We start from the raw sequence: 25,654 nt of genomic DNA on the forward strand, positions 1-25,654 counted from the left end.
AGAAGAATAAAAATCTAAAAATAATGCAAAATATAAAAATATTACAAATGACAGGTAGAGGAAGGGATATCAGATACAATAAAAACGCTAATTTCAGTAAATTTCGTTCTAACAAGACGATTTGCCCAAATGATATTATCTATAAGTAAGCACTTACAAATTCAAATCATCAAGGGGGACCACATGAAGAAGACAATTTCAACGGTTTTACTTGCAAGTTTTTTGCTTTTGACGGCATGTTCAAGTAATTCGTCTGACACATCATCAACGACCACTCCTAGCGGCGGTGCGAAGAGCACGAGCAAGGAAATTACAGTTTGGGCTTGGGATAAGAACTTTAATATTGCAGCAATGAACCTAGCGAAAGATGCCTATGCCAAGGATCATCCTGATGTGAAAATCAATGTTGTTGAATATGCGCAAGATGACATTATTCAAAAGATGAATACGGGTTTGAACTCCGGTTCAAAGTCAGGTCTGCCGAATGTTGTATTGATTGAAGATTACCGTGCACAAGGTTTTTTGAAAACATATCCAGATGCATTTGCAGATATGTCCGCATCCATTAAGGCTTCGGATTTCGCTGAATACAAGTTGGGTCCAACAAGTTTGAACGGCAAACAATACGGTGTGCCATTTGATTCCGGTGTAACAGGACTATATGTGCGCAGAGATTATTTGGAACAAGCAGGATATAAGGTCGATGATCTGAAAAATATAGACTGGCAGAAATTCATTGAAGTCGGTAAAGCTGTTAAAGCAAAAACAGGTAAAGATTTGCTGACGCAGGATCCCAATGATCTTGGTTTAATTCGTATGATGATTCAATCCGCTGGCGCTTGGTATCTGAAAAGTGATGGCACCACGCCGGACCTCAAAGATAACGCAGTATTGAAAGAAGCTTTCGAGACATACAAAGAAATCATGAACGCAAATATTGTGAAAATTAACTCGGATTGGAACTCCTTCCTTGCTGGTTTCAACAGCGGTGCTGTCGCTTCTGTTCCAACAGGTAACTGGATTACGCCATCCATTAAATCACAAGCGGATCAATCCGGTAAATGGGCAGTTGTTCCTTTTCCTAAGTTGAAAAACACAGCTAGTTCTGTGAACGCATCGAACCTTGGGGGAAGCTCCTGGTATGTATTGAACAGTGATGGTAAAGATACGGCAGCTGATTTCCTTGCAAAAACGCTTGGTTCTGATGTGAATTTGTATCAAAAATTAGTTACAGACGTAGGGGTTGTTGGTACTTATAAACCTGCTGCGCAAGGTGAAGCATATACGAAAGCCGACGATTTCTTCGGAGGTCAAAAGGTGATTTCTGATTTCGCAACATGGACGGCTCAAATTCCAAAAGTCAACTATGGTCTGCATACGTATGCGATTGAAGATATTCTCAAAGTTGAGATGCAAAACTATCTGAAGGGCAAAGACATCGCCAAAGTATTCAGTGATGCACAATCCCAAGCAGAATCCCAACTTAAATAAGTTTCTCTTCCCATTAACCTTATGAACGCTGACCTCTGAATTGCGAAATATGCAAAGAAGAGGACAGCGTTTCAATTTTTAATCGCTATGAATAGGAAGGATTTGGAGCTAATGAACTACTCGATACGTAGCCGAGCAAAGCTTACGGGATGGCTGTTTATCGCTATTGCCGTATTAATGATATGTTTGTTTTACTTTTATCCTATGATTCAGGCATTGCTGCTTTCCTTTAAAACAGGTGCGGGTGCTAATCTGCATTTTAACGGGATCAGCAACTATAAGCGGCTCTTCAGCGATAAGACATTCATCACTGCTGTTAAGAATACGTTTATCTATTTGATTATTCAGGTGCCGGTCATGATCATTCTGTCCATGATGATTTCCGTCTTGTTGAATGACAGCAAGCTTCGGTTCAAAGGTTTTTTCCGTACAGCTATTTTCTTGCCTTGCGTGACTTCACTTGTTGCCTACTCCGTTGTTTTCAAATACTTGTTTGGCAACGATGGTTTGATTAATATGGCTTTAATTAAGATTCACTTGATTGGACAGCCTATTGCATGGATTTCCGATCCTTTCTGGGCGAAAATTACGATTATCCTTGCCATTACATGGCGCTGGACAGGATATAATATGATTTTTTTCCTTTCCGCATTGCAAAACATTGATAGCTCTATTTATGAAGCAGCTCGTATTGATGGAGCCTCTCCGATCAAACAGTTTTTCTTTATTACGTTTCCAATGCTTAAGCCAATTGTTCTCTTCACGTCCATTACCTCGACGATTGGTACGTTGCAATTGTTCGATGAGATTATGAATATTACGAAGGGTGGCCCAGGTAATGCTACCCTCTCCATATCGCAGTACATCTACAATCTTTCCTTTAAATACACACCTGATTTTGGCTATGCGGCAACGGTTTCCTATTCGGTTGTAGTCATGATCATTGTGTTATCTGTCCTTCAAATCAAATTGGCAGGTGATAAAAAATGATAGCTTTAAGACGTACAATCATCTATCTCTTCCTTGCTGCTGTGGCTGTAATATCCATTTTCCCATTCCTGTGGATGGTCATTAGTTCCACGAATCTGTCTGTGGACGTTACGCAGGGCCGAATGTTACCAGGATCGCATTTCATGGACAACTTTCATAAATTAACAGATTCGATTAATCTCGTTCCCGCACTTTGGAATTCATTGAAGATCTCGTTAACTACAACCATTTTGGCTTTATTGGTTGCTTCGCTGGCTGGCTATGCTTTTGAAATCTATCAGAGCAAAGCCAAAGATATCGTGTTTAATTTACTGCTTGTCTCCATGATGATTCCGTTCGCGGCGTTGATGGTTCCGCTTTACCAGATGTTTTCCAGCATTTCGCGTACGGTTCCACTAATCGGGATCAACACGATGAACGCGGTCGTCCTTCCGACATTCACGACAGCGTTTCTCATTTTCTTCTTCCGTCAAAGCACGAAAATGTTTGCGAAGGAGCTTCTGGAAGCTGGGCGTATTGATGGACTGACGGAATTAGGCTTGTTTTTCCGTGTATATATGCCAACTATGAAAACAACGTATTCAGCTGCCGCTATCATTACGTTTATGTCTAGCTGGAACAATTACTTGTGGCCGCTTATTGTCTTGCAAACACCGGAGAAACGAACGATTCCTTTGTTGATTTCCAATTTGGGTTCGAGTTACTCCCCGGATTTTGGGGTGATCATGACGGCGATTGTCATCTCAACACTGCCGACAGCACTCGTATTTTTCTTGATGCAAAAACAATTCGTTGCGGGCATGGTAGGATCAGTAAAATAGTGTATAATTCGAAGGCCCTTCTTGGGTCTTATTTTTCGGGAGGCATAGATCAATGAAACATTCGGTACCAAGCCTTGATTGGCTTCAAGATGTAAATGTATTCAAAGTGAACCGGCTGGAAGCCCATTCTGATCATCGTTATTATCATTCGATGGCGTCCGCGGAGACGAGTGCGCCGATGGACATGCGGCATAGCTTGAACGGACGCTGGCAGTTCAGCTATGCGGTTAACCCCGCAAGTCGTGTGCAGTCTTTTTATCAGATGGATTATAACTGCAGCGCTTGGGAGCATATCCAGGTGCCTGGTCATATCCAGCTTCAAGGCTGGGGAGTCCCGCAATATGTCAACACGATGTATCCGTGGGATGGCGTAGAGGCGCTTCGTCCTCCGCACATTTCGCAAGAGCATAATCCCGTTGGCAGCTATGTAAAAAACTTTGAATTACCAGATACGATGATTGGTAAGCCCGTCTACATATCGTTTCAAGGCGTGGAATCGGCCTTCTACGTATGGCTTAACGGCGAATTTATCGGTTACAGCGAAGATAGCTTTACGCCTGCCGAGTTTGACTTAACCCCTCATATTCGTGAAGGTGAGAATAAACTGGCAGTTGAGGTTTATCAGCGCAGCACAGGAAGCTGGCTGGAAGATCAGGATTTCTGGCGGATGTCGGGGATTTTCCGCGATGTCTATTTGTACACAGTACCTAAGGTGCATGTATGGGATATGCGTGTGAAGGCAGATTTGGATGATGCCTATGAGCAAGGGCTGCTTGAGATTGAGCTCAAGCTCCGCAATGAACATATGGAAACCGTCCGTGCTAAACTTGAACTGAAGGATGCTGAGGGGAATGTTTGCCTCTCCGAAGAAGGTCAGTTCCGCGAAGGCAACCTGCTCTTTAACCTTTCAGCAGGTCCTGTTCAGCCGTGGAGTGCAGAAAGCCCCTATTTATATGCCGCGTGTATCTCGATTTACGATGAGAACGGAAGTTTAATTGAAGCTATCGTCCAGAGGACAGGATTCCGACGTTTTGAGATGAAAGACAAGCTAATGTGCATCAATGGGAAACGCATTGTGTTCAAAGGCGTTAATCGACATGAATTTAACTGCCGCAGCGGACGAGCGATCACGAAGCAGGATATGCTGTGGGATATTCAAACGCTTAAGCGCAGCAACATTAATGCGGTGCGTACGTCACACTATCCCAACCAGACACTCTGGTACGAGCTTTGTGACGAGTACGGGGTCTATGTCATTGATGAAATGAATTTAGAGACGCACGGCTCATGGCAAAAGATGGGCGCTGTTGAACCTTCTTGGAATATTCCAGGCAACGATATGGGGTGGCAAGATATTGTCATGGATCGTGCGATTTCGATGGTGGAGCGGGATAAGAATCATCCTTCGATTCTCATTTGGTCTTGCGGCAATGAATCGTATGCCGGCCAAGTTATTCTCAATGTGTCCAACTATTTCCGCGAAACGGATCCTACGAGACTAGTTCATTATGAAGGTGTTTTCTACGACCGCAATTATGGGGCGACCAGCGACATGGAAAGCCGCATGTATGCGAAGCCAGCGGATATTGAGGCGTACCTCAATAGTCAGCCGGATAAACCGTACATTAGCTGTGAATATATGCACGCTATGGGGAATTCCGTGGGAGGTCTTCATAAATATACGGAGCTTGAGAACAAATATCCAATGTATCAAGGCGGCTTTATTTGGGATTATATCGATCAGGCGATTGTGAAAAAAGACCGAAATGGCCGCGAATTTTTGGCGTACGGCGGGGATTTCAAAGATCGTCCAACCGATTACAGCTTCTGCGGCAATGGTCTCGTCTTTGCAGATCGTCAAATCACGCCTAAAATGCAGGAAGTGAAATTCCTTTATCAAAATATCAAGCTGGAACCAACTCGAACTCATATTAACATCGTGAATGAGAACTTATTTGCGAATACAGATGATTTGGTGCTTGTGTACCGTCTGTTCCATGAGGGAAAAGAAATTACCGCGGGGCAAGCCAATATCGAGGTCGAAGCTCAGAGCGAATTCAGCCTGCCAATAGAGCTGCCGAATGTAGAAGGAATGCCAGGTGAGTACTGCATTCAAGCTTCGTTAGTTCTAAGAGAAGCTACGTTATGGGCTGATGCTGGATTTGAGACTACCTTTGGTGAAACGACGTTTGTGGTTGGGGCAAGCCGTCAGGTTGAGCAGCCTTCAGGCGAAGTCGTCGTCGTTGAAGGTGATGTCAACATGAGCGTGTCAGGCAAAGGTTTCATCGCCATTTTTTCGAAACAAGTAGGATCACTCGTTTCGTTGAAATACGAAGGTCGCGAAATGATCGCGACGCCGCCTGCTCCTTTATTTTGGAGAGCAACTACGGATAATGACAAAGGAACCGCAATGAGCTTTACGGCCGGAGCTTGGTATGCAGCTAGTCTGGCGCGCAAATGTGTCAAATGGGAGCTGCAGCAAGAAAAGGGTTCAGCAACTGTCATTTTTGATTACAACTTCAGCATCAGCGCTGAAGTTAGTGTTCGGATTGCATACACGGTACTAACGAACGGAACGATCCGCGTAAACACGCTCTACAAGGGTGCCGCGGGTCTGCCGAATTTACCGATACTCGCTGTATCGTTCAAGATGTCAGCGGATTATAATCAATCCGAATGGTATGCGATGGGACCAGAAGAAAATTATATCGACCGCAAATTCGGTGCTCGTTTGGGCGTATTTAGCCGTCAGGTGGACCAGTTGCCTACGCCTTATCTGGTTCCACAGGAATCTGGCAATCGTACTGGCGTACGCCGTGTGAATGTAACGGATGCGTCTGGGATTGGTTTATCGATTCAGTCAGACCCATTAGCACCTGTAGAGTGCAACTTGTCTCCGTATACGGCATTTGAACTTGAACATGCGGATCATGCTTTTGAGCTGCCGGAGGTTCATTATACCGTAGTGACCGTTGCTGGCAAACAGATGGGTGTTGGCGGGGATGATAGTTGGGGCGCACCTGTCCATGAGGAATATCAGATTCCATCCCATCAGAATCTTCAGTTTGAGTTCTTCTTGAGCAGTCGTAACGTATCATTGTAAGCAGATGAATATGTGAGAAAACTAAATCATACCGAGGCAGTTGAAAGAAAAAGCCGACCAAGACTGTATTGTTCCAGTTTTTGTCGGCTTTTATTTTTCAAGAGGCTTTCACATGCTCAAGAAGTTTCGGGATCAACATGAATGTGTTCGCCACAGAGAACCTACTTAAAAATACGATCAATTTCGTTGATTTCTTCTTCTGTCAGGTGGACGTCCAATGTTTTTAAATTATCCAGCACTTGCCCTGCTGCTTTTGCTCCGGGAATGACAACATCCATTGAATCATGTGCTAAATACCAAGCGAGGACTACATGAGCAGCTTCGGCATTTTTTTCATTTGCAATTTTACGGAGCTGCTCTACCTTTTCTAGATTTTTTGTAAATTTATCGACCTGGAAGTGAGGCATATCTTTGCGTAGATCATTGAATGTCATGTCCTTATTGTATTTACCGGCCAGCAAGCCTGATGCTAGTGGAAAGTATGGAATAAACGAGATATTATTCTCTGTCGTATATGGAAAGAAATCTTGTTCCGCTTCACGCTGCAGCAAATTGTAGTTTCCCTGTAAGACATCGATATAACCATCCTTATTTGCTTCTTTCAATTGTTCAAGTGAGAAGTTGGAAACGCCAATTGCTCTAATTTTGCCTTCGTCCTTTAGCTGTTTTAAGACTCCAACCGCTTCATCTTTTGGTGTATCCTGATCTGGAACATGAATATAAAATAAATCTATGTAATCTGTTTGAAGTCTTTTCAAACTATCTTCAACAGCTTGTTTTAAAAAAGCAGGCGAATTGTCCATGGCAATATCATTGCCGACAAGTGTAAGGCCGCCTTTTGTTGCAAGGATGAATTCATGACGCTTTCCTGTTTCTTTTATCACTTCACCTACTAGCTCCTCTGAACGTCCTGTTCCATAAAAAAATGCTGTATCTAAAAAATTCACTCCATGGTTGAGCGCAGCCCGGACTAAATCTTTTCCTACTTCTTCATTTAAATTAGGAAAAATATTGTGCCCACCTACAGCGCTTGTTCCAAGTCCGATTGGATTGACAACTAAGTCTGTTTTGCCAATTCGTATTTGTTTCGTCATTCTCTTCAACTTCCTCTCATTTTTAAGCTTATCGTACGTTTTCTGCGTTTTGTGTGCGCTACCCTAGGCGGAAATAGCGGATTTGACCTAGGTTTTTACCAGTATCCACATCATAATGCATTACGTTACGTAAGGTTCAAGAGTATAATGAAAATTTTTGAAGTATGTTCTGTTTTTCAATGGAGATTTATTAATTTATTGCCCTTACATGCAACTTCTGCTAAGATGACCTAAAGACTTATTAAATCATTTTAATAAGTGATATCGTTTTATTGAAAGGCAGTGATCTGCATGACGAATCCATTTAATACGCTGAAAAAGATAAGGGAACCATTAATCTATCGCATCCGTGCAGGACTAATCATGATGGGAAGCGCAACGAAAGCAGAACTCAGTCAACGATTGGGGATAAGCTTTCCGACGATCAGCAAGTTTATGGCCCAAATGGAGATGGAGGGAGAAATCAGATATACAGGCAATGATGATTCTAGTGGAGGAAGGAGGGCAAAGCGGTATACCTATGATCCGGAATACATGTTGGGACTAGCCATTTTTCTTGAGAAGAACGAGACAAATTATTCGATATTTAACTGTATCGGGGAGGTCAAAGAGCAGGAGACGAAGCCGAGCGTATTACAAGATGTGCGTCTGCTGGAAGATCTTATTGAAACACTGATCGAGAAATATCCGAGACTACGTTCCATCGCTATCGGAGTGCCTGGTGCTGTTAGTAATGGGAAAGTCATTTTTATTCCGCCATATCAACAATTCTATAACTATGATGTAAAAATGGAATTCGAATCCCGATTCCAAATACCGGTCGTGGTCGAAAATGATATGAATGCATCCGTGCTTGGATATGCGTCGAACTTCGAGATTGAGAATGAATCGTTGGTTTATCTGTATTTTGGTCAGAACGGGCCGGGCTCCGGTATTATGATCAATGGCGATGTCTTACGAGGTAATACGTTTTTCTCCGGTGAGATTGCTTTCGTACCTCAGTACGATAATCAATCTTTCATGCAAGCGCTGCAGATGGAAGAGAGCAATCGCCGGATAATATTAGCTGAAGACAATCAGATTGATGCCGTCGCCCGTTTAATCGCCACATTCGCCGCCATCCTTAACCCTCGGGCAGTCGTTTTTTGTGATGATGAGGTAGACGAAGCGCTTCTGGCTAAAATCGCAGATAGAAGCTCGGCCTATATCCCACAAGAACATTTGCCAATCCTTCTGATGAGCAATTGGAGACAGGATTACTTAATCGGATTGCAGCATTTAGCACTTAATCTGATGATTACGGATTGTAGCTAGTGACTGGGAGTAGCATTATTTTTACGGACTTCATCAGTTGACGGTAAGGTGTATGTTGGCAGCAGATTGAAAATTAATTAGTTTAGGGGAAAAACATGGATCATTCATTAAACACTCGTCAAATTCATATATGGCGTATTGCCGTTTATTTTATTTTTGCACTTCCCGGTTTTACTATAGCATCGTGGGTATCACGTACGCCAACGATTAGGGATGCTCTGGGGGCTACAACGGCACAGATGGGGTGGATTATTTTCGGGCTGGCTGCAGGCTCCATAATCGGTCTGTTGTGTGCCAGCCATCTTATTGCGCATAAGGGCGGGCGCTATGTCATAGTAACAGGTCTTCTCGTCAGTTCGATTGGACTTGTAATTGTTGGCGTTGGCGGCTCTTGGCTGACAAGCGGCATTGCGGTGTTTTTGGGATTGGCTGTCTTCGGCTTCGGAAACGGAATATGCGATGTGGCGATGAATGTGGAAGGAACAGCAGTTGAGAGAGCTGCACAAAAGTCGCTCCTAACTGGTTTTCATGCCGCGTTCAGCGTGGGCACACTGCTTGGCTCAATGGCTGGATCGGCCGCGATTAAGGTCGGTATATCGGTCCCTGTCCACATGGCGTTAGCCGTTGCGATTACCGTGCTGTCTGTGATTTATTTATACAAGCTCGTACCTGAGGGGACTGGGAAGGAAAACAGCAGAGATTCAATTGATCCGCCAATGAGTGCTAGGGAACGCGTTGCCGTATGGAAAGAGCGTAGAACGGTTCTGATCGGCATCGTTGTGCTTGGAATGGCTTTTGCGGAAGGCTCCGCTAATGACTGGCTACCGCTTATTATGGTGGACGGCTATAAGGTTACCCCAGCAATAGGTTCATTCACTTTTGGCTTATTTGTGGCTGCAATGACTATAGGCCGTGCAGCAGGCGGCATGCTGCTCGATCGCTTCGGCAGAGTTATCGTTCTGCGGGCATCCGCGCTTTCTGCAATTGCAGGACTGCTTATCGTAATACTAGGGCAGAGTTACACATTCGCAGCTGTCGGGATTGTGTTGTGGGGACTTGGTGCGGCATTTGGCTTTCCGGTGGGGTTGTCTGCTGCGGGAGACGATCCACGCGGAGTAGCGGCAAGGGTAGGCGCAGTATCAACGGCCGGTTACCTCGCATTTCTCGTCGGTCCGCCTTTTTTGGGGATTCTCGGCGAATCGTTTGGTCTGCTTCGCGCCCTGATTGTCGTGCTTATTGCGGTAAGCGTTGCCGGCTTGCTGTCTCAAGCGGCGAAACCCATCGGAAAGCATACAGCCAAGTCTAGAGAACAGGAAAAGAGATCTGAATCGTTTTGACAGCTTACGATGAACGGTAGTGCAAACATGAGCGTGGCGAGGCTGCCGTCAGAACGAATTGGTAATATGCAACGTTCTTTATTAGAATAGATTCTCAAAATTGTTGAGAAATCTGTAATAATGCATTAACATACAAGAAGTAGTTTACGAGACACGTGGAGTGCTATTCACTCTATGTTTGGAATGGAAGTAAAGGGAAGTAACGGTGGAAGCCCTTCTCATGAAGGGCTTTTGTTTTGATGTGAACATTTTACTGCATAGGAGCGTCTGAAGGACCATGATGAAGAAAGAACTCGCACATATTCGCAAGCAGTTTAAGTTGGATCATCACATGCTTGAAGTTTTCAATATTCTTAACGTGTATATCATGAAGGAAAGCAACGAGATCTATCATTGCGAGCGTCAGTCGTTCTCTCTAGTGGACAGGGAGAAGCAGGAACTCTATATGGCCAATTTCAAAAAACTGCTGACCGGTGAATTGGATCAGAAGATGTTCGAGTTAAAGTTCCAAGAGGATGCGGAGACGCCTTCACAGGTGCTTCTCCATCAAGGTCTAGTAACCGGCAATCCTGAAGAATGGCAAGATCTGATGCTCCTGTTGGTGGATAAAATGTTGGCGGATACCAAATATGAACGGGATACGGTCATTACTTTCGTCCACGGGCAATATTTTAAGCCAACCAAGCTCAGGAATGAAGAAGCTGAGGTGAGCGAAAAGGACGAGATGTTCGCGAATCCGTTCATTCTGTGCAGTGTGAATTCCACGGAGCAACAGCGGAAAACCCTCATGTTTGATTACGTCGAGCGGGAATTCAAGTATAATGTCTTCGTAGATCCGATCATTAAATTGAACTCGCCGGAGCAAGGTTTTTTCTACCCAAGTGTGACGGACAACTATTCCGACATGAATCGCGTTCTGTATTGCACGGGTAAAGCGAATGAACCGAATTGGCATTTCATCGAGCAAGTTTTGAATGCCGAGAAGACCGTGACGGCGCAAGAAGAGAGAGTCATTTTTGAGGAAATCGTGAAAGAAGTGGCAGGAGATCAGCTTGACGCTTCAACGATCGCTCACGTGTACGAGGAAATTCATCGTGTCATTGAGACTAACGAGGAAGAGGAACCTCCGAAGTTGGACTATAAAGATGTGGAACGCATGCTAAGCGTGAGCGGCGTGGAGAACGTGACGCTGGAAAAGGTAGAACGCGCGTTTCAAACGGTCGTCGACAACAAAAATTATGAACTCAAAGCAAGCAGCGTCCTTCCGAAGTTCACTTCCAAATCGATTAAGATTGATACGAAGGTCGCCACGATTTCAGTCAGTCCGCAAGATTTAAAGTACGTGAAACAGGTGAATTATCAAGGAAAACGATGTATCTTGATCGAGGTCGACGAAGACGCCGTGATCGAAGGATTTACCCTCAGTACGGAGACGTTGTAGTGTAGGGAAAGGTTAAAATATTTGATCTAACGAATTCTGAAACAACAAAAACGGAGCGCCGCGGGTTTGCGAGCTCCGTTTTCTAATTAATCAAAAAAGCTAAGATTTTTTTAATTTATTGTATGAGATGCGCTAATATCAGCGGACGATCCTTTTTTCCTAAGGATGAAGCGCCGATCGATGTAAAAAGCGATGAGCAAGGATAGGACACCGAGCAAAACTGGTACGCCAAACGCTTCAAAAGAAAAAGAGCTCCCCTCCAGCTTCAGGTGGTCAGTGGCGCGATATTCGAGCCGCTTCGCGGCAAATTTCGCCGTCTGGATGTCCTCCTGCCCTGCCAAATCCTCGAATGCGGGATCCATTGCAAAGCGATCAGCTGCGTCGCGGTGCAGGAACAGCAGTTTCGCGCTGTTGCCGCTGCTTTTCCATTGGTTGATGTCTTTGGCTGCTGCAGACTCGGCATCGGCACCCACGACAATCATCTTCGCCAGCTTCGGCACGTTTGTTATCTGATAACGCGCGACTAGGTTCAGGCCGTGCTTCGTTAAGATCGGTTCGTTCGCGCTGGAGACGGTCAACGTCGTCGTCGTACCGGAAGCGGCGTAAGTATCGAATGCTGCGGACAAAGCCAGTTCATCGGCGCCGTTATATAGCAGCACGCCCGCCTTTACTTTGTTCCATTGATAAGCGTTGTTCAGTATGTACGTTATATCGCTTAACCCAGCAACGAACGGTTTCATCTGGGGGGTTGTCACGTAATCGTATGAGGGATAGTTCATCTCTTTCGCCACTTTCTTCGCCGCGGCCTCGCCTAACTGCTGGGAGATGACGTATAGCGCAGCGTCGATCCCGGATGTGAGACCGGCAGAAGATACGATCTTGCCTTGCGGAACGTAGCGCTGATCTTTCACCCACTGGATTTCTGGATATTTTTTAATGAGCCGGTTGATGTCTCCCCAGTGCGTCGCGGCCGATTTCCCATCCAACAAGCCGCTATCCGCCAAGTTTTCAGCCCCGTTGCAAATGGAGATCAATGTCGTCTCGGTGCCAGAGTGCTTCTGAATCCATTCACGGACTGGCGCATATTTTTTCTCGTCCAAAATCGGCATAAATGGAATGACGATAATGTCTGGGCTTTTGCCGAGCATTGCATCCATTTCGCCAAATGAGTAATGCGGGACAACATCAAGTCCGCCGGTTAGTGATTTAATTTGGCGATCAGGGGCAACACCGTATACATTGTAAGCTTCAGTCATCGCAAACATCTCGTAAGGGACGAGAAAATCGAATACTTCCGTCACTTCGTTCGCTAGCAGCACAGCCACTGTCGGTTTGTTTACGTCATAGTTCGGTACCTGCACATCTGTCAATACAGGGGGTGCTTTATCGTAAATGGACATTCCGGCATTCATTGTACTGACGAAACCCACCGCGCCTGTCCCCCCTACGACGACGACAAAAACGATGAGATAGATCATGATGCGTAATACAGTTTTCACTTGCTTTGCTCCTTCCAACTAGATTGCCTACCCCTAAAATTTAACACAACAAAATGGACATATCCTCTGTCTGTGGTTCGGTAGAGGGGCTCGCCTAACGTAGGAGCGGTCACTGGACCTTAGTCTATATTCTTTTTTTAGCATGACTCGATAGGGCTATTAATTTTAACAAAACGGTGAAAAACGAGCTGCTTGGTTGCAGCTGAAAATCATACTGGTATCAGTGGCAGTTTGCTATCATTCGCATTTATCGGTAGAAAAAAATAATGAAGTACATTTAGTGTGTTCTTCCCCTGGTAAAAAACCAACCGCCTGCCATGAAAATAAAGAGAAGTACAAGATTAAATCCGACGCCGGCGAGCAGCGAGCCATTGAATAATAAGGCTTCGAAAAAAGAAACAACATGAACACACAGCGAAGGAATCGCCGTTCCGGTCGGGATCGCCACAACGAACAGCGCCCACAATAACCAACCGATAAGGTGGTTGTAGCCGGAGATCAGCATGCTTAGGAGCGCCATCGCCATCAAATAAAAAACAGTTTGGTAGAGAAAAGAACCTGCCATGCCAAATTCATGCCAATGAAACGCTTCAATAAGATTAACGGTGTTCTTGTGGAGCACATTCACTTCAAGCATAGGCCATAATGTATTGAATATAGCGAGGGATGCTGCCCATACGACATGAACGAATTGAAGCCCCCAATAATATTGTGCTCGGCTTGCGCCTAAATGTACGATGCGTTTGTAATAGCTAAGAGGAAGTATGATTGCGATAAGGAGCAAAATGAGCAGCAGCAGGTTGCCATCCGAAAGTACTGTGTTTTGGCTGCCGTCTGCAAAGAGACCAACAATGAATTCCGCCAACCTGCCAAGGAGGATGAAAATAATGACCATCCAGATGTAAATCCTCAATTGCAAATAGGTCGCCTTTAAGTGAACGGCCAATGTACCCAATTTAGTGACCTCCTTCGATCAAATAGGAGAAAAACTTTTGAAGCGTCAAATTTTCAATCGTAATGTCTAGTTGGCGTGCTTGCATCCTGTCTCCATCGTTCAACTTTTGGAAAATGGCGGCAAGCTTCCCGTGGCCGTAGGATTCCGTATGTAATACTCGCTTCCCCTCCGTAAACGCAGCTACGGCATCCGAATGTCCACGAATCAAATGAGCTGCCATGCGTATCTGATTCATCTCGTCATGAAGCAGGAGGGAGCCCTCATCAATAATATAAACTTGCTCCACGACCGGGGCGATTTCGTCAATCAAATGCGTAGAAAGTAAAATTGTACGGGGGTGATTGGCGTAATCCTCCAACAGCTCCTTGTAAAATCTTTCCCGCATCAAGACATCTAGTCCAAGCACCGGCTCATCGAATAATGTCAACGCCGCCCGGCTGGCCAGACCGATCAAGTTTCCTACGAGCGATTCCGTGCCTCTTGAGAGCTGTTTGATTTTTTGGTTTGGATCGAGCCGAAACGTCTGAAGCAGCTTATGAGCAAACGTCCAGTCCCAATTGGGATGAAAATTCGCTGCGAACTGCAAAACCTCAATCAATCGTGCTCCTCCGAATAGTTTGTTTTTCTCCCCTACGAAACAGAAATCTTCCGGAAGTGCTCCTTTGCCCAGTTTTTTTCCTCTCACCTCAACGGTACCATCGTCCGCAAAGATGCCGCCTGCGATGATGTTGAGCAAGGTTGTTTTGCCAGCGCCGTTTCGCCCAAGCAAGCCATAAATAACGTTTTCCTCCAGCTGTATATCCAGATCCCGTAATGCGTAGGTTCGTCCGTATTTTTTGTTTAATTTGTCGCAACTCAGTACGATGCTCATAATAAATTCATTCCCTCCTTAATTGTTTAATCATGTTAATGATATCTTCGGTTGTCAGATCGAGTTTGTCGGCTTCATCAAGTAGATGGGACAGCAGTTCCTTGTAGAAACGATCTCTTCGCTGATTCTTAATCTTCTGCTTGGCATCCGTCGAGACATACATGCCAAGCCCTCTTTTTTTATACAAAATACCTTCGTTTACGAGCAGACTAATCCCCTTCACTACGGTCGCAGGATTGATTTGGAACAGTTGAGAAAACTGAGCCACGGATAGAATCTGTTCGTCTTCCCGGTAAGTTCCATTCAGGATATCGTCTTCAATGATATTAGCTACTTGTTGAAAAATTGGCTGCTTTTCGTCGAACGTGACGTTCATTGCCTCACCACTCAGCATCATAGTTTGTTATGTTTTTGACATACATTCCGGTTATTGACAATCATTTGTGTATGAATTACAGTGTACTACATGACTAACATACTAACACACGATAACATTTTTGTCCAAAGGAAGCATTGTGAAAAATAGATAACAGGGAGATAGAATCTATGAAATCGTTAATCGAATTCGTCAACGTAACGAAAGAATACAAAATAGGCGAAATGCCGATCAAGGCGCTGAACGGCGTTGACTTTTCTATCAACAAGGGCGAATTCGTCGTAATTCTGGGAGCAAGCGGAGCTGGCAAAAGCACGATTCTGAATATACTTGGCGGCATGGACACGGCTACGTCGGGTAAAGTGACCGTTGACAATCAGGATATTACTAGCTTGGGCGAGAAGAAACTAACGGGATATCGCGCCGAGAAGGTAGGCTTTGTTTTTCAATTCTATAACTTAATCCCTAACTTGAACGCTTTGGAAAACGTTGAATTCGCGACTGAAGTATGTAAAAACCATCTGGATGCCAAAGAAATATTGAATAAAGTCGGGTTAAATAACCGGATGAAAAACTTTCCGTCCCAGCTCTCCGGAGGAGAACAGCAGCGAGTAGCGATAGCTCGTGCCGTTGCCAAGAACCCTTCACTATTGCTCTGCGATGAGCCCACCGGCGCGTTGGATTATGTGACCGGCAAGTCCGTCTTGAAGCTCCTTCAAGATTTGAACAGGGAAACGAGAAAGTGCATTGTGCTGGTCACACATAACTCCGCGATTGCGCCGATGGCGGATAAAATCATTCGGGTGAAAAGCGGACAAATCGAAAGCGTAACGGTCAATGAGCATAAGCAAAGCGTTGAAGGGATTGAGTGGTGATGAAATTATTCAAGAAATTGTTAAGGGATATCAAGCAAACGACCGGCCAATTTCTTGCCTTTGTGTTGGTTATCACTGTAGGCGCTTTTTTCTACACGGGGCTGGTTACGTTAAGCGATAATCTTAGCGCTTATACGAAGGACTACTTTCAAACGCATAATTTAAGCGATTTGAACGTCTACTACGACCAAATTTCCAAGCAGGACGTGACGGAGCTCGGCAAAATCGAAGGGATACAAAACGTCGAAGGACGGTACTCCTTCGATGCGACGCAATCTTTTGAAGATACGAAAGCGACCTTAAAGGTCCATTCGATCCCTGTCAACAATACCATTAATAAGCCTACGATGATCGAGGGCAGCATTCCGTCTCGCAAGGATCAAATCTTGCTGGACTCCCATTACGCTAACGTACATCAGTACAAAGTCGGGGAGCAAATAAAGTTAAGCATCAATGAGAAGGATGTGGCGTTCACCATAAGCGGTTTGGGCGAGAATGTGGAATATGCCAAAAAGAACGAAACCCAAGACCATAAAACGTCCGGATTCGCCTATGTGGCTGAAGCGGGAGTACCTCGAATCGCCGGCAGCTTTTACAATAATGAAATGATGATTGATGTAGTTGAAGGGTACGATGTAGACAGGTTAGGTCAAAACGTTGAAGCGCAATCCAAAAATCTTTCCTATGTAAGCCAAATAAGCAAAGAACGGACATTCAATTATTCGCAGCTCCAACAAACGATCCATAACAATAAATTGATGAGCAAGGTTATTCCATTGGTTCTCTTTATCATCGAAGCAATCATTCTCTTCCTTACCATGTCTCGGATCATCGATTCGCAAAGGAACCAAGTAGGCATTATGAAGGCATTAGGAGTTAAGAACAGCAGCATCATGCTCCATTATATGGGATTCCCGGTGCTTGTGAGTATCATAGGCTCCATTCTTGGTTGCGTCGTTGCGGCGAGCCTATTCATTCCAATGATCGAGGCGTCGAATGCTAGATCCTACTCGCTGCCGAACATTACCTTCTCTCTATCTTCCTTCTCGGTTATTCCGCCCATCCTGTTATCGAGCGCATTCGGCATGATGGCTTGTTACTTGAGCGGCATAGGCATGCTGCGAGAACGTGCAGCGCAGGCGATGCGGCCTAAACCGCCGAAGAAGATGAAGAAGCTGCTCATCGAACAGTTTCCGGGGATCTGGAGACGCATTTCTTATAGCAACAAGCTCATTTTGAGAAACATCTTCCTTAATAAGCAAAAAGCATTAGCGAGCTCCGTTGGGGTGGTGGTGAGCACTGTGTTGTTGATCACTGCCTTTGGGACGCAAATGTCTTTGCAAAGGGTGGCTGATCAGATTGAAGAGGTGAATACCTATGATCTGAAGGTCGAATATACGAGGGAAGATGAGCTTGAGAAGCTGCAGCTGCCCACCGGGATTGAAAGTAGTTATCATCTATCCTCCTTCCCTGTGGAATTCGTCAAAGGGGATGATAAAGAGAACGCCACGTTGATTGTTACGGAGAAGGACAACGATCTCATTCATTTTTTTGGTGAGAACGATAACCCGATCGTATTGGAGGACAGCGGTGTGCTGGTGCCCAAATCGTATGCAGACCACTATCAGATTGCGGTAGGGGATACGATCCGAATCAAATTCGCCAATCCGTCGTTTGCGAACAACACGGTCGATATGAAAGTTGCGCAAATTTCCAATCAGTATTCGAATCCGTCGTTCTATTGCACGATAGCGTATCTCAAGAGTTTTGGCATCGACTACAAACCAACTTCGCTTCTAGTAAAAGCCAGCAGCGCCGCAGACCTTGCTAACGTACGTCAGTTCTTCGAACAAGACAAACAGATAGAATTCATCAAGGACAAGAATGATTTGAAAGAATCCGCACAATATATTTTGAAGCAAAATAGTTTTCTTTTCATCATGTTTATTATTTGTGCTGTCATTCTTTCGTTTGGCGCCATCTACACGATATCTTCCATCAATATTTATGAAAGGAATCGCGAGTTGGCCACGCTTAAGGTATTGGGTTATCAAAAAAGCAAAATAAACCGACTAATCTTTTTAGAGAACATGATACTCACCACCTTTGCGGTCATTGTAGCGCTGCCGATCAGCGGCTACATGTATGCTATTATTGTAGAGGCGCTCTCGAGTACCCATCAGCAAATACCAGATCAATTAAGTCTGTTTGTTATACTAGTATCAGTCCTGCTTGCATTCTTGCTCACCACTCTCTCTAGCTTGATGCTTCGAAGAAAGGTGTCCCGAATCAATATGATTGAATCGTTAAAAAGCATAGAATAAATGAGGAAGGACGGGGCGGCAGCCCCGTCCTTTGTGCTGTACAGGATGTTTTTGTTTGGAGTTGTTTCCTTCAGAAATTCTTTAGTTTTATCCACATAAATTCTTTATTATTTTCCTTTAATATAACTTTACTGACGTTAGGAGGTTGATTATACAGTGGAGAATAATTGGTTTCCTTCGCTGGTAGAATGGAGGTGGTAGTTATGAAAAGTAGTTATTGGCAGAGAATGCAGAACCATGAAATGCGTATGTTTTTCTGGTGCAATCATGTAATAAGCCATACCTTTCTTGAGCGTACTTTTGGTCTTCTTACTCATATGGGTGGCGCGATGTTCACAATCATTGGTTCGTTATCTCTTGCGCTTCTTACGTCTGGCTTATGGAGATCTGCAGGCTGGCAGAGTTTCGCGTCTTATAGAAACGGATGCGGATGTGGATTGAGCTGCCGGGCCGTCAGCGGCTTTTTCGCATATCCAAGCTCCGCCGGCACCCGAAGCACTCTCTTCAGCCCCGTCAAACGCTGCAAATGATGCCCGAACGTCATCGGCAGCATTCCCGGAATCAGAACTTTTACGCAATGCAGCCCGTTCCGCAATGTTTCCTGCGATGACTGATCCACCGCAATCACATCGAGGTTCAAGCGGCGAAACACTTCGATCATGTCCTTCAGATCATCGGTCAGATCCGCATGACTTGCCTTAATCTTGAACTCCTCGTCAAACGTTCTGAGCGGACGCTGTCCGCCCAGCAGAAATTGCAGCCGTTCCTCTGCTTGCGGCAAACCGTACAGCATGGCATGATCCTCCATTTGCGATACGAGAAAAGGGTCGTCGAGCATTGGCATAACCTGTTCCCGATCCGTCTCCAACTTCTCTTGCAGGAAGATCATCCTGCCGGCCAATTCATGAATGGCGCTTTTCGCCGCCCGTACCGGATCCAAATGAGCTCCCGCTGCACAGATAAGATTCATCTTCCCAGGGCTGACGCTTTTCGCGAGCGCCCAAATGCTCGGAATCCCATTCTCCATCGTCATGTTAAACAAATGTATATCGTATCCGGCAACTGCACGCAGCCTTTCGACCATGAGCCGAAGTTCCTGATCGTTAGCGGAATAGGGGTCTAGGCGCGGGATAGGCAGCTGCGCGTACCAAGTCATCAGGAAAGAGTCGCGCTCCGCCACTTCCAAAATTCCGTACAAAATGGCTTCCTCCAAGCTCCCGCCTATCGCACATCCGTTGGAGCCTTCCTGGACAAAACCGCTGCCGAATCCCGAGCTGTAATAAGCGAAACTCTCCGGAACAAGGATCGGACACTTCCGCACTAGCGAGTAACCCCATATCCAATCGATCGGGAGATCGTGATCAAACGGTTCAAATGCGAAATTAGGCTGTGCGTACTGTTTCTTTGAATATAGTCCAACCTTGATGGGGTCGAGCGCATGATCTGCAACACGGTTGTAGCTGTCGTAGATTACAGTCCGTTTGCCGCGAGGGGCTATACCGCAGTGTCGCTCCAATCCTTCCAAGATTGCGGTCAATTCGCTTTCCGCATAAGAAAAGCTGCGGCCTCCCGTTATCTCATCTCCCATCAGAAACGACGGCAGATTAGCCCCGACCCCGGCAAACGGCGACACGAGGTCAAGCATTTTGTCATTAAAAACGCCGGTCCGGGAATCCATATAGTCTTTGGCCAAATGCTGTTTCAGATCGTCTATCGGACGGCAGCGGTAACTGTCGGCGCTTAACTTCGGTCTTGGCTTGAGCGAAATGTTAGCCGCCGCCGATGAATCGTCGGGCAAACGGCCGCACACCGGACAAAGCGGGTCAGGCAGAATGAAGTGGAGCGAGCTATTCAGAGTTTGCAGGTTAACGATATACATATGCTCTTCCGTATGGGCTCGGCTGCCCCGCAGAACTCGATGCGTCTCGGCAATCAGCAAGTGAGCTGCATGCCAAAGCCCTGCAGGCGAGGATCTTACGGCACGTTGTGTGTCCCCAGGCGACGCCGTGAAACGCCGGTTATCCGCACACTCGCTGCATCCCGGCACACCAGGCCGAACCAAAGGTCCGATTATGCCTTCATCCATTGAAATAAAGCCCCGCATCCACGGGATGCCAACCTGCTGCAGCGTTTCTTCAGCCTCGGAGTATCCGGAGGAAGGCCATTCATCGTGCAGCACAACAACCAATTCCGCCGCTTTCGGGATGTCTGAAGTGAAATCTGTCTGTCGAACGATTTGATAACAGTCCAATAGCTTTCCACATACGAAGTCGGCCAATAAACCTTCTCCGACAACGGATATGATCGTATTCACGCAGATCACCTCATCTCACAGCCATGTGCCCCGCTCACGGCGGATTTCGGCACTTTAAGTTGATTTCATTATATCTTAGTGATGACAAATATATGTACGCATGGGACAAGGTGCTTATAATTTATCAAAGTGTAGTCATACAGCGACCCGGAAACCGCGTTTTGCAAGGGGGTTTCTTAAAGTATAAGACATGAGGGACAAATAGCTGTACATAAGATTGCTTGTGAAGTTGGGGCAGATCGGGAGTAACGGGGAGGTACTAAAATGACAAATTTGAACCATTCGATAAGCTTAAGGGCACTCCATAAGGAGTGCCCCTTTTCTCATCGTGTTGGATTAAGAAATTACCATACGAAAGCGGATGTGATGATAACCAAAAGAATAAAAAGAACCAAAATAGCTGCTGCGCTGCTACCATAACCTGCACAACTTCCACCATAACCTACTGCTCCCATGTTTTCTCATTCCCTTCTGGTGTTTTGTCACTACGGTATAATTGTGTGTTTTAAGCTATTACCATACGAAAGCGGATGTGATGATAACCAAAAGAATAAAAAGAACCAAAATAGCTGCTGCACTGTTACCATAACCTGCACAACTTCCACCATAACCTACTGCTCCCATGTTTACTCATTCCCTTCTGGTGTTTTGTCACTACGGTATAAAGTATGTTGGTTAATTAGGAATTGATTGGACGTATGACTAATTTAAGTGTTGGACTAGCTTTCAAATTATGAATTATCACATTCGATTGACAATTAGTTACATTTCATCTAAAATCAAAATGTAAGTAAGTACTTGCATTTGGAGGGGGAGATCCATGAGCGCTAATCCAACTACTGGCGAAAAAATATTGCTGGCAACCATCAACCTCATGGCCGAAAAAGGATACGACAGTACAACTACCAAAGAAATCGCATTAGCTGCCGGAGTGAACGAAGTCACCATATTTCGGCATTTTGGAACGAAAGAGAAACTGCTTGAGGCCGCTTTCAGCCGGTTTCACTATGGCAATGAGATGACAAAGCTTTTTAAAGAGGGTCTTAAAGGAAATTTGCACGAGGATCTTCTTACACTCAGCAGAACGTACCATAACCTCATGAATAGGAATAGAAAACTAATTTCAATCTCACTAAAAGGAAGCAGTACTCTTCCGGATTCTGTTCTTCAAGAGGCTTCCAACAACCCTAAGCAATTGAAAAATCTGCTCGCAGAATATCTAACTGCCATGTCATCACAAGGTAAAGTTGTCACTTCAAATCCTGAAATTCAAGCCTTATCGTTCATGTGGATGAATTTTGGAGCTTTTATCAGCAGCCTAAATGCGAAAGAAGCGGTTTCGGAAGAGACGCTGAACGAATTTATTGACGAAAGCGTACGTTTATTTACTAAGGCGTTAAGTCCCTAATAATAGCAATGGTTCTCTTTAAACAGCTCCGTTCGGGGCTTTTCTTAAACAACTTATGTAAGTATGTACTTGCATTCAAATCAAAAATGAAAGGTAAGATGTTGAATGATTAGTTCGTCTTTTCCCTACGAAAAGAAGCGTCAACAGGTGTTTGGTTTAGATATGGCCTATGTGGAGGTAGGAAGCGGCGATCCAATTGTTTTCCTGCATGGCAACCCTACTTCTTCTTATCTCTGGCGGAACATTCTTCCTTATGCTCAAAATCTTGGTCGCTGCATTGTTCCTGATCTTATTGGCATGGGAGATTCCGAGAAACTTCCCAATAGTGGACCTGATTCTTACACCTTTATCGAGAATCGTCGCTATCTTGATGCCCTTTTGGATCTACTTAGCGTTCACGAGCGAGTTACCTTTGTTGTGCACGATTGGGGGTCCGCACTGGGATTCGATTGGGCGTATCGTCATCCGGAGGCTGTGAAAGCAATCGCCTACATGGAGGGAATTATACAACCTCGCAGCTGGAGCGAAATTCCTGAATCGGGACGGAAAATTTTCCAGGCATTGCGATCTCAGGAAGGTGAACAGATGGTTCTAGAACAAAACTCTTTCATTGAGACTAACCTTCCAATTGGTATTCTGCGTAAGTTGACGGAGGAAGAGATGGCAGAATATCGTCGGCCATTCTCGCAGCCTGGCGAAGGACGCCGTCCTACACTAACTTGGCCGCGGCAACTTCCTTTTGATGGCGATCCGGCTGATGTGACTGACATTGTCACCACTTACGGCGAGTGGCTGGCACAGTGCTCGATTCCAAAACTATTCGTCAAATGCGATCCAGGCACGATGCCGTCATCACAGGTGGATTTCTGCCGTACCTGGCCAGCGCAAACCGAAATCACCGTTCGTGGGCGTCATTATCCCCAAGAAGACTCGCCTGATGAGATTGGCGCAGCCCTTGCAGCTTGGTTGAAGGAAATGACAGTATAGGGTTAAAGTTTGTGCATTCACCTTCTTGGGTGAGTGCTTTTTTGGTTCTGGTGCTTGGGTTTTGAAAAAGCTGCTTTGTCAAAGTTTCAGCAAATTGATTTTTCCCTCTAGATTAATTGAAAAATATCTGCTAAGATAAAAACGAAATAACTTGTATGACATGTCATAACTAAACGGTGTTTGAATTGCGTATCAAAACAATTGAAAAGCAAAATATCGTAGACGAGGTCTATGATCAGATGAAAACGAATATTGTTTCCGGTTCATGGAAACCTGGAGACAAGATTCCTTCAGAGAATCAGCTGTGCCAAATGTTTAATGTGAGTCGAGTGAGTGTAAGAAGTGCGATTCAAAAGTTAAGAGCTATTGGCATTATTCAAACGCGCCAAGGCCAAGGGTCTTTTGTTTCCCAATCGATCAACGATAATATGGTCGACAATTTCATTCCCAAAATGAATTTGAGCGAGAAAGAGATTCTCGATATGTCGGAATTTCGTGAGACGATTGAATTCAAATGCATTGAGCTCGCTGTTCAAAGAGCCGATGAAGAAGATATGCTTCAGATTGAGAACGCTCTCAACAAAATGATTGCAAACAAAGATGATTACAAGAAGTACTCCGAAGCTGACTTTGAGTTCCACCTTGCCATTGCGAAGGCTTCCAAGAATGATATTCTTTTTATGGTGATGAAAAACACCAAGGATGTATTTTATCATTACTTGGAGGAATTGAACCGAGTCTTGGGAGTTAATGAAGAAAGTCTGCAAGGTCATATTGAGCAATTTCAAGCGCTGCGGAATAAAGATAGTGCAAGAGTCAAAGCCAACATTAAACAGGGTATGGACGAGAATATGCTTAAAATCCGGGAAAGAATGGGCCGTTAAAAGCACTTCTTTTTCTCGATATAACATGTATGACATGTTACAAGATGCCCGCCCATTGTTTAATTTGGCCTACATAACTATGAAGAGAATGCCGCATTTCTATTGTGTTTGTTGGATGTAGAACTAAATCTAAGGTGGAATTGTTCTGCATTAGCAATATATGTAATTTTTATTCCAAAACGGAGGGTTGAAAAAATGAAAAGTAAACGTATGATTTGGACTAGCTCTATCTTGGCGCTAACGCTTGGTATTACCGCGTGTAGTGGACAAAAATCAGAAGCACCACCATCAGCTGGAGCCAGCACCACAGACAAAGGGAAAGGTGTAATTACGCTCAAAATCATGTCAGCTACACAAACGGAAACGCCAGGGGGACCAGCAGAGAAGTCGATTGCAGATAAATATATGGAACAGCACCCCAATGTCAAAATTGAGTTTGTTGGTGTTCCAATGAATGAAATGTACAAAAAAATATCGGTGCTTGCTGCGGCTGCAGATCTTCCCGATGCTTTTACGAGCACACCTGAGTTTATGCGGACTGCTTATGGAATGAACATTACGGAAGACCTCACGAAGCTGTTTGGGGCGGATTATTTAAAAGAGTTCTATCCCAATATGATTCAAGAATCAAGCATTGATGGCAAATTGCAGCTGCTTCCTTGGACAGCGACTCCTCAAGCTTTGATTTACCGCGGGGATTGGTTTGAGAAAGAAGGACTTAAAGCGCCGGAAACGTGGGATGATTTCCTTGAGGCAGCTAAAAAGCTCACGAAGGATACGAAGGGGAACGGAAAGACGGATCAATGGGGATTCGCGCTCATCGGTACGCGCAATACCTCAGGAGGGACTCGTTTCTTGCCTGTACTGCGTTCCTTTGGAGCGGAAGAAATCCGTAAAGATGCAAGCGGCAAATGGATTACCGATCTAGATACGCCTAAAGCCAAAGAAGCACTGCAATTCTACGTAGATCTAAACAATAAGTACCATGTTGTTCCACCAGGAGTAACGGAAACAGGCTTTCCCGAAGCGGCGAGTTTGATGGCGACAGGTAAAGCAGCGATGATCATTAGCGGCCCGAACGCGATCGGTACGATTTTGTCTCAAAACCCAGATCTGAAAGGGAAGCTCTATAGTGCTCCTATTCCGAAAAAGGAAGAGCATAAAGCAACATTTGGTTTGCTGGGCTATTCCGTATCGGCTCAAAGCAAAAATAAGGAAGCGGTTGCGGATTATTTGAAATTTCTAGTCAGTCAAGAAAATGCCTTGAAAATGAATGATGTAACCGGAACCTTGCCTACGAAAATCGAAGCGGGTAAGAGTCAGCAAATGTCTACACCGGAAAAGGCAGGCTTTGTGAAGGCATTAGAGTTCGCCTATTCAACTCCTACATTCTCTGCGTATTCACAATTTTATGATATTGTAGCCGAGGAATATCAAACCCTGTTAGCTACCGATTCTAAAATGAATGTGGATTCAGTAGCTAAAAAGGCGGCAGACCGTGCAAATGAGCTGATCGGCAAGGAAGGTAAGTAAGCAGTATCAGAATCAGCTGGAGGGGGGCTCCCCCCTT

21 protein-coding genes are annotated in these 25,654 nt (G+C 45.0%); 13 read left to right on the forward strand and 8 right to left on the reverse strand.

Going from position 1 to position 25,654, the window contains the following annotated elements:
• The first annotated feature begins 183 nt into the window (after window positions 1-183).
• From BC351_RS12810 to lacZ, 4 genes are all read left to right on the forward strand, one after another.
• Complete coding sequence (locus BC351_RS12810) at window positions 184-1,491, forward strand: ABC transporter substrate-binding protein (RefSeq protein ID WP_079412533.1); 1,308 nt, start codon at window positions 184-186, stop codon at window positions 1,489-1,491.
• Window positions 1,492-1,602: 111 nt separating this feature from the next.
• On the forward strand, window positions 1,603-2,481 hold the full coding sequence (locus tag BC351_RS12815; RefSeq protein WP_079412535.1) for a carbohydrate ABC transporter permease: 879 nt from the start codon (window positions 1,603-1,605) through the stop codon (window positions 2,479-2,481).
• Complete coding sequence (locus BC351_RS12820) at window positions 2,478-3,302, forward strand: carbohydrate ABC transporter permease (protein ID WP_079412537.1); 825 nt, start codon at window positions 2,478-2,480, stop codon at window positions 3,300-3,302. Before BC351_RS12815 ends, BC351_RS12820 begins: the two co-directional genes overlap by 4 nt.
• Before the next feature lie 52 nt (window positions 3,303-3,354).
• The gene (gene lacZ / locus BC351_RS12825; RefSeq protein WP_079412539.1) at window positions 3,355-6,405 is read left to right on the forward strand and encodes a beta-galactosidase, LacZ type; all 3,051 of its coding nucleotides are present in this window, start codon (window positions 3,355-3,357) and stop codon (window positions 6,403-6,405) included.
• Window positions 6,406-6,566: 161 nt separating this feature from the next.
• Here the strand turns inward: lacZ and BC351_RS12830 are convergent, their stop codons facing one another.
• On the reverse strand, window positions 6,567-7,499 hold the full coding sequence (locus BC351_RS12830; protein ID WP_079412541.1) for an aldo/keto reductase: 933 nt from the start codon (window positions 7,497-7,499) through the stop codon (window positions 6,567-6,569).
• Between the two features lie 291 nt (window positions 7,500-7,790).
• Here BC351_RS12830 and BC351_RS12835 point away from each other — a divergent pair, with 291 nt between their 5' ends.
• The 3 genes from BC351_RS12835 (at window position 7,791) to BC351_RS12845 (ending at window position 11,591) form a co-directional block, all read left to right on the forward strand.
• The gene (locus BC351_RS12835; protein WP_079412543.1) at window positions 7,791-8,813 is read left to right on the forward strand and encodes an ROK family protein; all 1,023 of its coding nucleotides are present in this window, start codon (window positions 7,791-7,793) and stop codon (window positions 8,811-8,813) included.
• Between the two features lie 95 nt (window positions 8,814-8,908).
• Window positions 8,909-10,150: an MFS transporter gene (locus BC351_RS12840; RefSeq protein ID WP_079412545.1), complete on the forward strand. Its 1,242-nt coding sequence runs from the start codon at window positions 8,909-8,911 to the stop codon at window positions 10,148-10,150.
• A gap of 277 nt (window positions 10,151-10,427) precedes the next feature.
• Complete coding sequence (locus BC351_RS12845; protein WP_079412547.1) at window positions 10,428-11,591, forward strand: DUF4317 domain-containing protein; 1,164 nt, start codon at window positions 10,428-10,430, stop codon at window positions 11,589-11,591.
• A gap of 110 nt (window positions 11,592-11,701) precedes the next feature.
• Here BC351_RS12845 and BC351_RS12850 read toward each other — a convergent pair whose 3' ends face one another.
• The 4 genes from BC351_RS12850 to BC351_RS12865 form a co-directional block, all read right to left on the reverse strand.
• On the reverse strand, window positions 11,702-13,090 hold the full coding sequence (locus tag BC351_RS12850; RefSeq protein WP_079412703.1) for a DJ-1/PfpI family protein: 1,389 nt from the start codon (window positions 13,088-13,090) through the stop codon (window positions 11,702-11,704).
• Between the two features lie 277 nt (window positions 13,091-13,367).
• Window positions 13,368-14,045, reverse strand: a complete 678-nt coding sequence (locus tag BC351_RS12855) for a hypothetical protein (RefSeq protein ID WP_079412549.1) — start codon at window positions 14,043-14,045, stop codon at window positions 13,368-13,370.
• Between the two features lies 1 nt (window position 14,046).
• Window positions 14,047-14,916, reverse strand: coding sequence for an ATP-binding cassette domain-containing protein (locus tag BC351_RS12860; RefSeq protein WP_079412551.1), 870 nt, complete (start codon window positions 14,914-14,916; stop codon window positions 14,047-14,049).
• Between the two features lie 7 nt (window positions 14,917-14,923).
• The gene (locus BC351_RS12865) at window positions 14,924-15,292 is read right to left on the reverse strand and encodes a GntR family transcriptional regulator (protein WP_244208980.1); all 369 of its coding nucleotides are present in this window, start codon (window positions 15,290-15,292) and stop codon (window positions 14,924-14,926) included.
• Window positions 15,293-15,462: 170 nt separating this feature from the next.
• Between BC351_RS12865 and BC351_RS12870 the strand changes: the two genes are divergently transcribed.
• Together BC351_RS12870 and BC351_RS12875 are read left to right on the forward strand one after the other, a co-directional pair.
• Window positions 15,463-16,167: an ABC transporter ATP-binding protein gene (locus BC351_RS12870; RefSeq protein ID WP_079412553.1), complete on the forward strand. Its 705-nt coding sequence runs from the start codon at window positions 15,463-15,465 to the stop codon at window positions 16,165-16,167.
• Window positions 16,167-18,491: an ABC transporter permease gene (locus BC351_RS12875; protein WP_079412555.1), complete on the forward strand. Its 2,325-nt coding sequence runs from the start codon at window positions 16,167-16,169 to the stop codon at window positions 18,489-18,491. The genes BC351_RS12870 and BC351_RS12875 overlap by 1 nt, the downstream gene beginning before the upstream one ends.
• Before the next feature lie 412 nt (window positions 18,492-18,903).
• Here the strand turns inward: BC351_RS12875 and BC351_RS12880 are convergent, their stop codons facing one another.
• The 3 genes from BC351_RS12880 to BC351_RS12890 all read right to left on the reverse strand — a co-directional run bounded on the left by BC351_RS12880 (window position 18,904) and on the right by BC351_RS12890 (window position 21,429).
• The gene (locus tag BC351_RS12880; protein WP_079412557.1) at window positions 18,904-20,805 is read right to left on the reverse strand and encodes a TOMM precursor leader peptide-binding protein; all 1,902 of its coding nucleotides are present in this window, start codon (window positions 20,803-20,805) and stop codon (window positions 18,904-18,906) included.
• A 344-nt stretch (window positions 20,806-21,149) separates the two neighbouring features.
• Window positions 21,150-21,260, reverse strand: a complete 111-nt coding sequence (locus BC351_RS12885; RefSeq protein WP_079412559.1) for a YjcZ family sporulation protein — start codon at window positions 21,258-21,260, stop codon at window positions 21,150-21,152.
• Window positions 21,261-21,318: 58 nt separating this feature from the next.
• Window positions 21,319-21,429, reverse strand: a complete 111-nt coding sequence (locus BC351_RS12890; protein WP_079412561.1) for a YjcZ family sporulation protein — start codon at window positions 21,427-21,429, stop codon at window positions 21,319-21,321.
• Window positions 21,430-21,625: 196 nt separating this feature from the next.
• On the opposite strand from BC351_RS12890, the gene BC351_RS12895 reads away from it, so the two are divergent.
• The 4 genes from BC351_RS12895 (at window position 21,626) to BC351_RS12910 (ending at window position 25,617) form a co-directional block, all read left to right on the forward strand.
• Window positions 21,626-22,213 carry a TetR/AcrR family transcriptional regulator gene (locus tag BC351_RS12895; protein WP_079412563.1) on the forward strand — a complete coding sequence of 196 codons (588 nt, stop codon included), beginning with the start codon at window positions 21,626-21,628 and terminating at the stop codon, window positions 22,211-22,213.
• A gap of 105 nt (window positions 22,214-22,318) precedes the next feature.
• Entirely contained in the window at window positions 22,319-23,200 is an 882-nt protein-coding gene (locus BC351_RS12900) for a haloalkane dehalogenase (RefSeq protein WP_079412565.1), read from the forward strand.
• A gap of 185 nt (window positions 23,201-23,385) precedes the next feature.
• Window positions 23,386-24,084, forward strand: coding sequence for a FadR/GntR family transcriptional regulator (locus BC351_RS12905; protein ID WP_079412567.1), 699 nt, complete (start codon window positions 23,386-23,388; stop codon window positions 24,082-24,084).
• Between the two features lie 195 nt (window positions 24,085-24,279).
• On the forward strand, window positions 24,280-25,617 hold the full coding sequence (locus tag BC351_RS12910; RefSeq protein ID WP_079412569.1) for an ABC transporter substrate-binding protein: 1,338 nt from the start codon (window positions 24,280-24,282) through the stop codon (window positions 25,615-25,617).
• The last annotated feature ends 37 nt before the right edge of the window (window positions 25,618-25,654 follow it).

The sequence above is a fragment of the Paenibacillus ferrarius genome (assembly GCF_002027705.1).
GTDB classification, from domain to species: Bacteria; Bacillota; Bacilli; order Paenibacillales; family NBRC-103111; genus Paenibacillus_E; species Paenibacillus_E ferrarius.

What these genes read in the sequence shown, in the direction of transcription:
- lacZ (WP_079412539.1), top strand. Translation starts at nt 3,355, where the DNA reads ATGAAACATTCGGTACCAAGCCTTGATTGGCTTCAAGATGTAAATGTA.
- BC351_RS12895 (WP_079412563.1), top strand. Translation starts at nt 21,626, where the DNA reads ATGAGCGCTAATCCAACTACTGGCGAAAAAATATTGCTGGCAACCATC.
- BC351_RS12910 (WP_079412569.1), top strand. Translation starts at nt 24,280, where the DNA reads ATGAAAAGTAAACGTATGATTTGGACTAGCTCTATCTTGGCGCTAACG.
- BC351_RS12900 (WP_079412565.1), top strand. Translation starts at nt 22,319, where the DNA reads ATGATTAGTTCGTCTTTTCCCTACGAAAAGAAGCGTCAACAGGTGTTT.
- BC351_RS12835 (WP_079412543.1), top strand. Translation starts at nt 7,791, where the DNA reads ATGACGAATCCATTTAATACGCTGAAAAAGATAAGGGAACCATTAATC.
- BC351_RS12820 (WP_079412537.1), top strand. Translation starts at nt 2,478, where the DNA reads ATGATAGCTTTAAGACGTACAATCATCTATCTCTTCCTTGCTGCTGTG.
- BC351_RS12890 (WP_079412561.1), bottom strand. Translation starts at nt 21,429, where the DNA reads ATGGGAGCAGTAGGTTATGGTGGAAGTTGTGCAGGTTATGGTAACAGT.
- BC351_RS12875 (WP_079412555.1), top strand. Translation starts at nt 16,167, where the DNA reads ATGAAATTATTCAAGAAATTGTTAAGGGATATCAAGCAAACGACCGGC.
- BC351_RS12865 (WP_244208980.1), bottom strand. Translation starts at nt 15,292, where the DNA reads ATGAACGTCACGTTCGACGAAAAGCAGCCAATTTTTCAACAAGTAGCT.
- BC351_RS12830 (WP_079412541.1), bottom strand. Translation starts at nt 7,499, where the DNA reads ATGACGAAACAAATACGAATTGGCAAAACAGACTTAGTTGTCAATCCA.
- BC351_RS12870 (WP_079412553.1), top strand. Translation starts at nt 15,463, where the DNA reads ATGAAATCGTTAATCGAATTCGTCAACGTAACGAAAGAATACAAAATA.
- BC351_RS12840 (WP_079412545.1), top strand. Translation starts at nt 8,909, where the DNA reads ATGGATCATTCATTAAACACTCGTCAAATTCATATATGGCGTATTGCC.
- BC351_RS12860 (WP_079412551.1), bottom strand. Translation starts at nt 14,916, where the DNA reads ATGAGCATCGTACTGAGTTGCGACAAATTAAACAAAAAATACGGACGA.
- BC351_RS12845 (WP_079412547.1), top strand. Translation starts at nt 10,428, where the DNA reads ATGATGAAGAAAGAACTCGCACATATTCGCAAGCAGTTTAAGTTGGAT.
- BC351_RS12815 (WP_079412535.1), top strand. Translation starts at nt 1,603, where the DNA reads ATGAACTACTCGATACGTAGCCGAGCAAAGCTTACGGGATGGCTGTTT.
- BC351_RS12810 (WP_079412533.1), top strand. Translation starts at nt 184, where the DNA reads ATGAAGAAGACAATTTCAACGGTTTTACTTGCAAGTTTTTTGCTTTTG.
- BC351_RS12885 (WP_079412559.1), bottom strand. Translation starts at nt 21,260, where the DNA reads ATGGGAGCAGTAGGTTATGGTGGAAGTTGTGCAGGTTATGGTAGCAGC.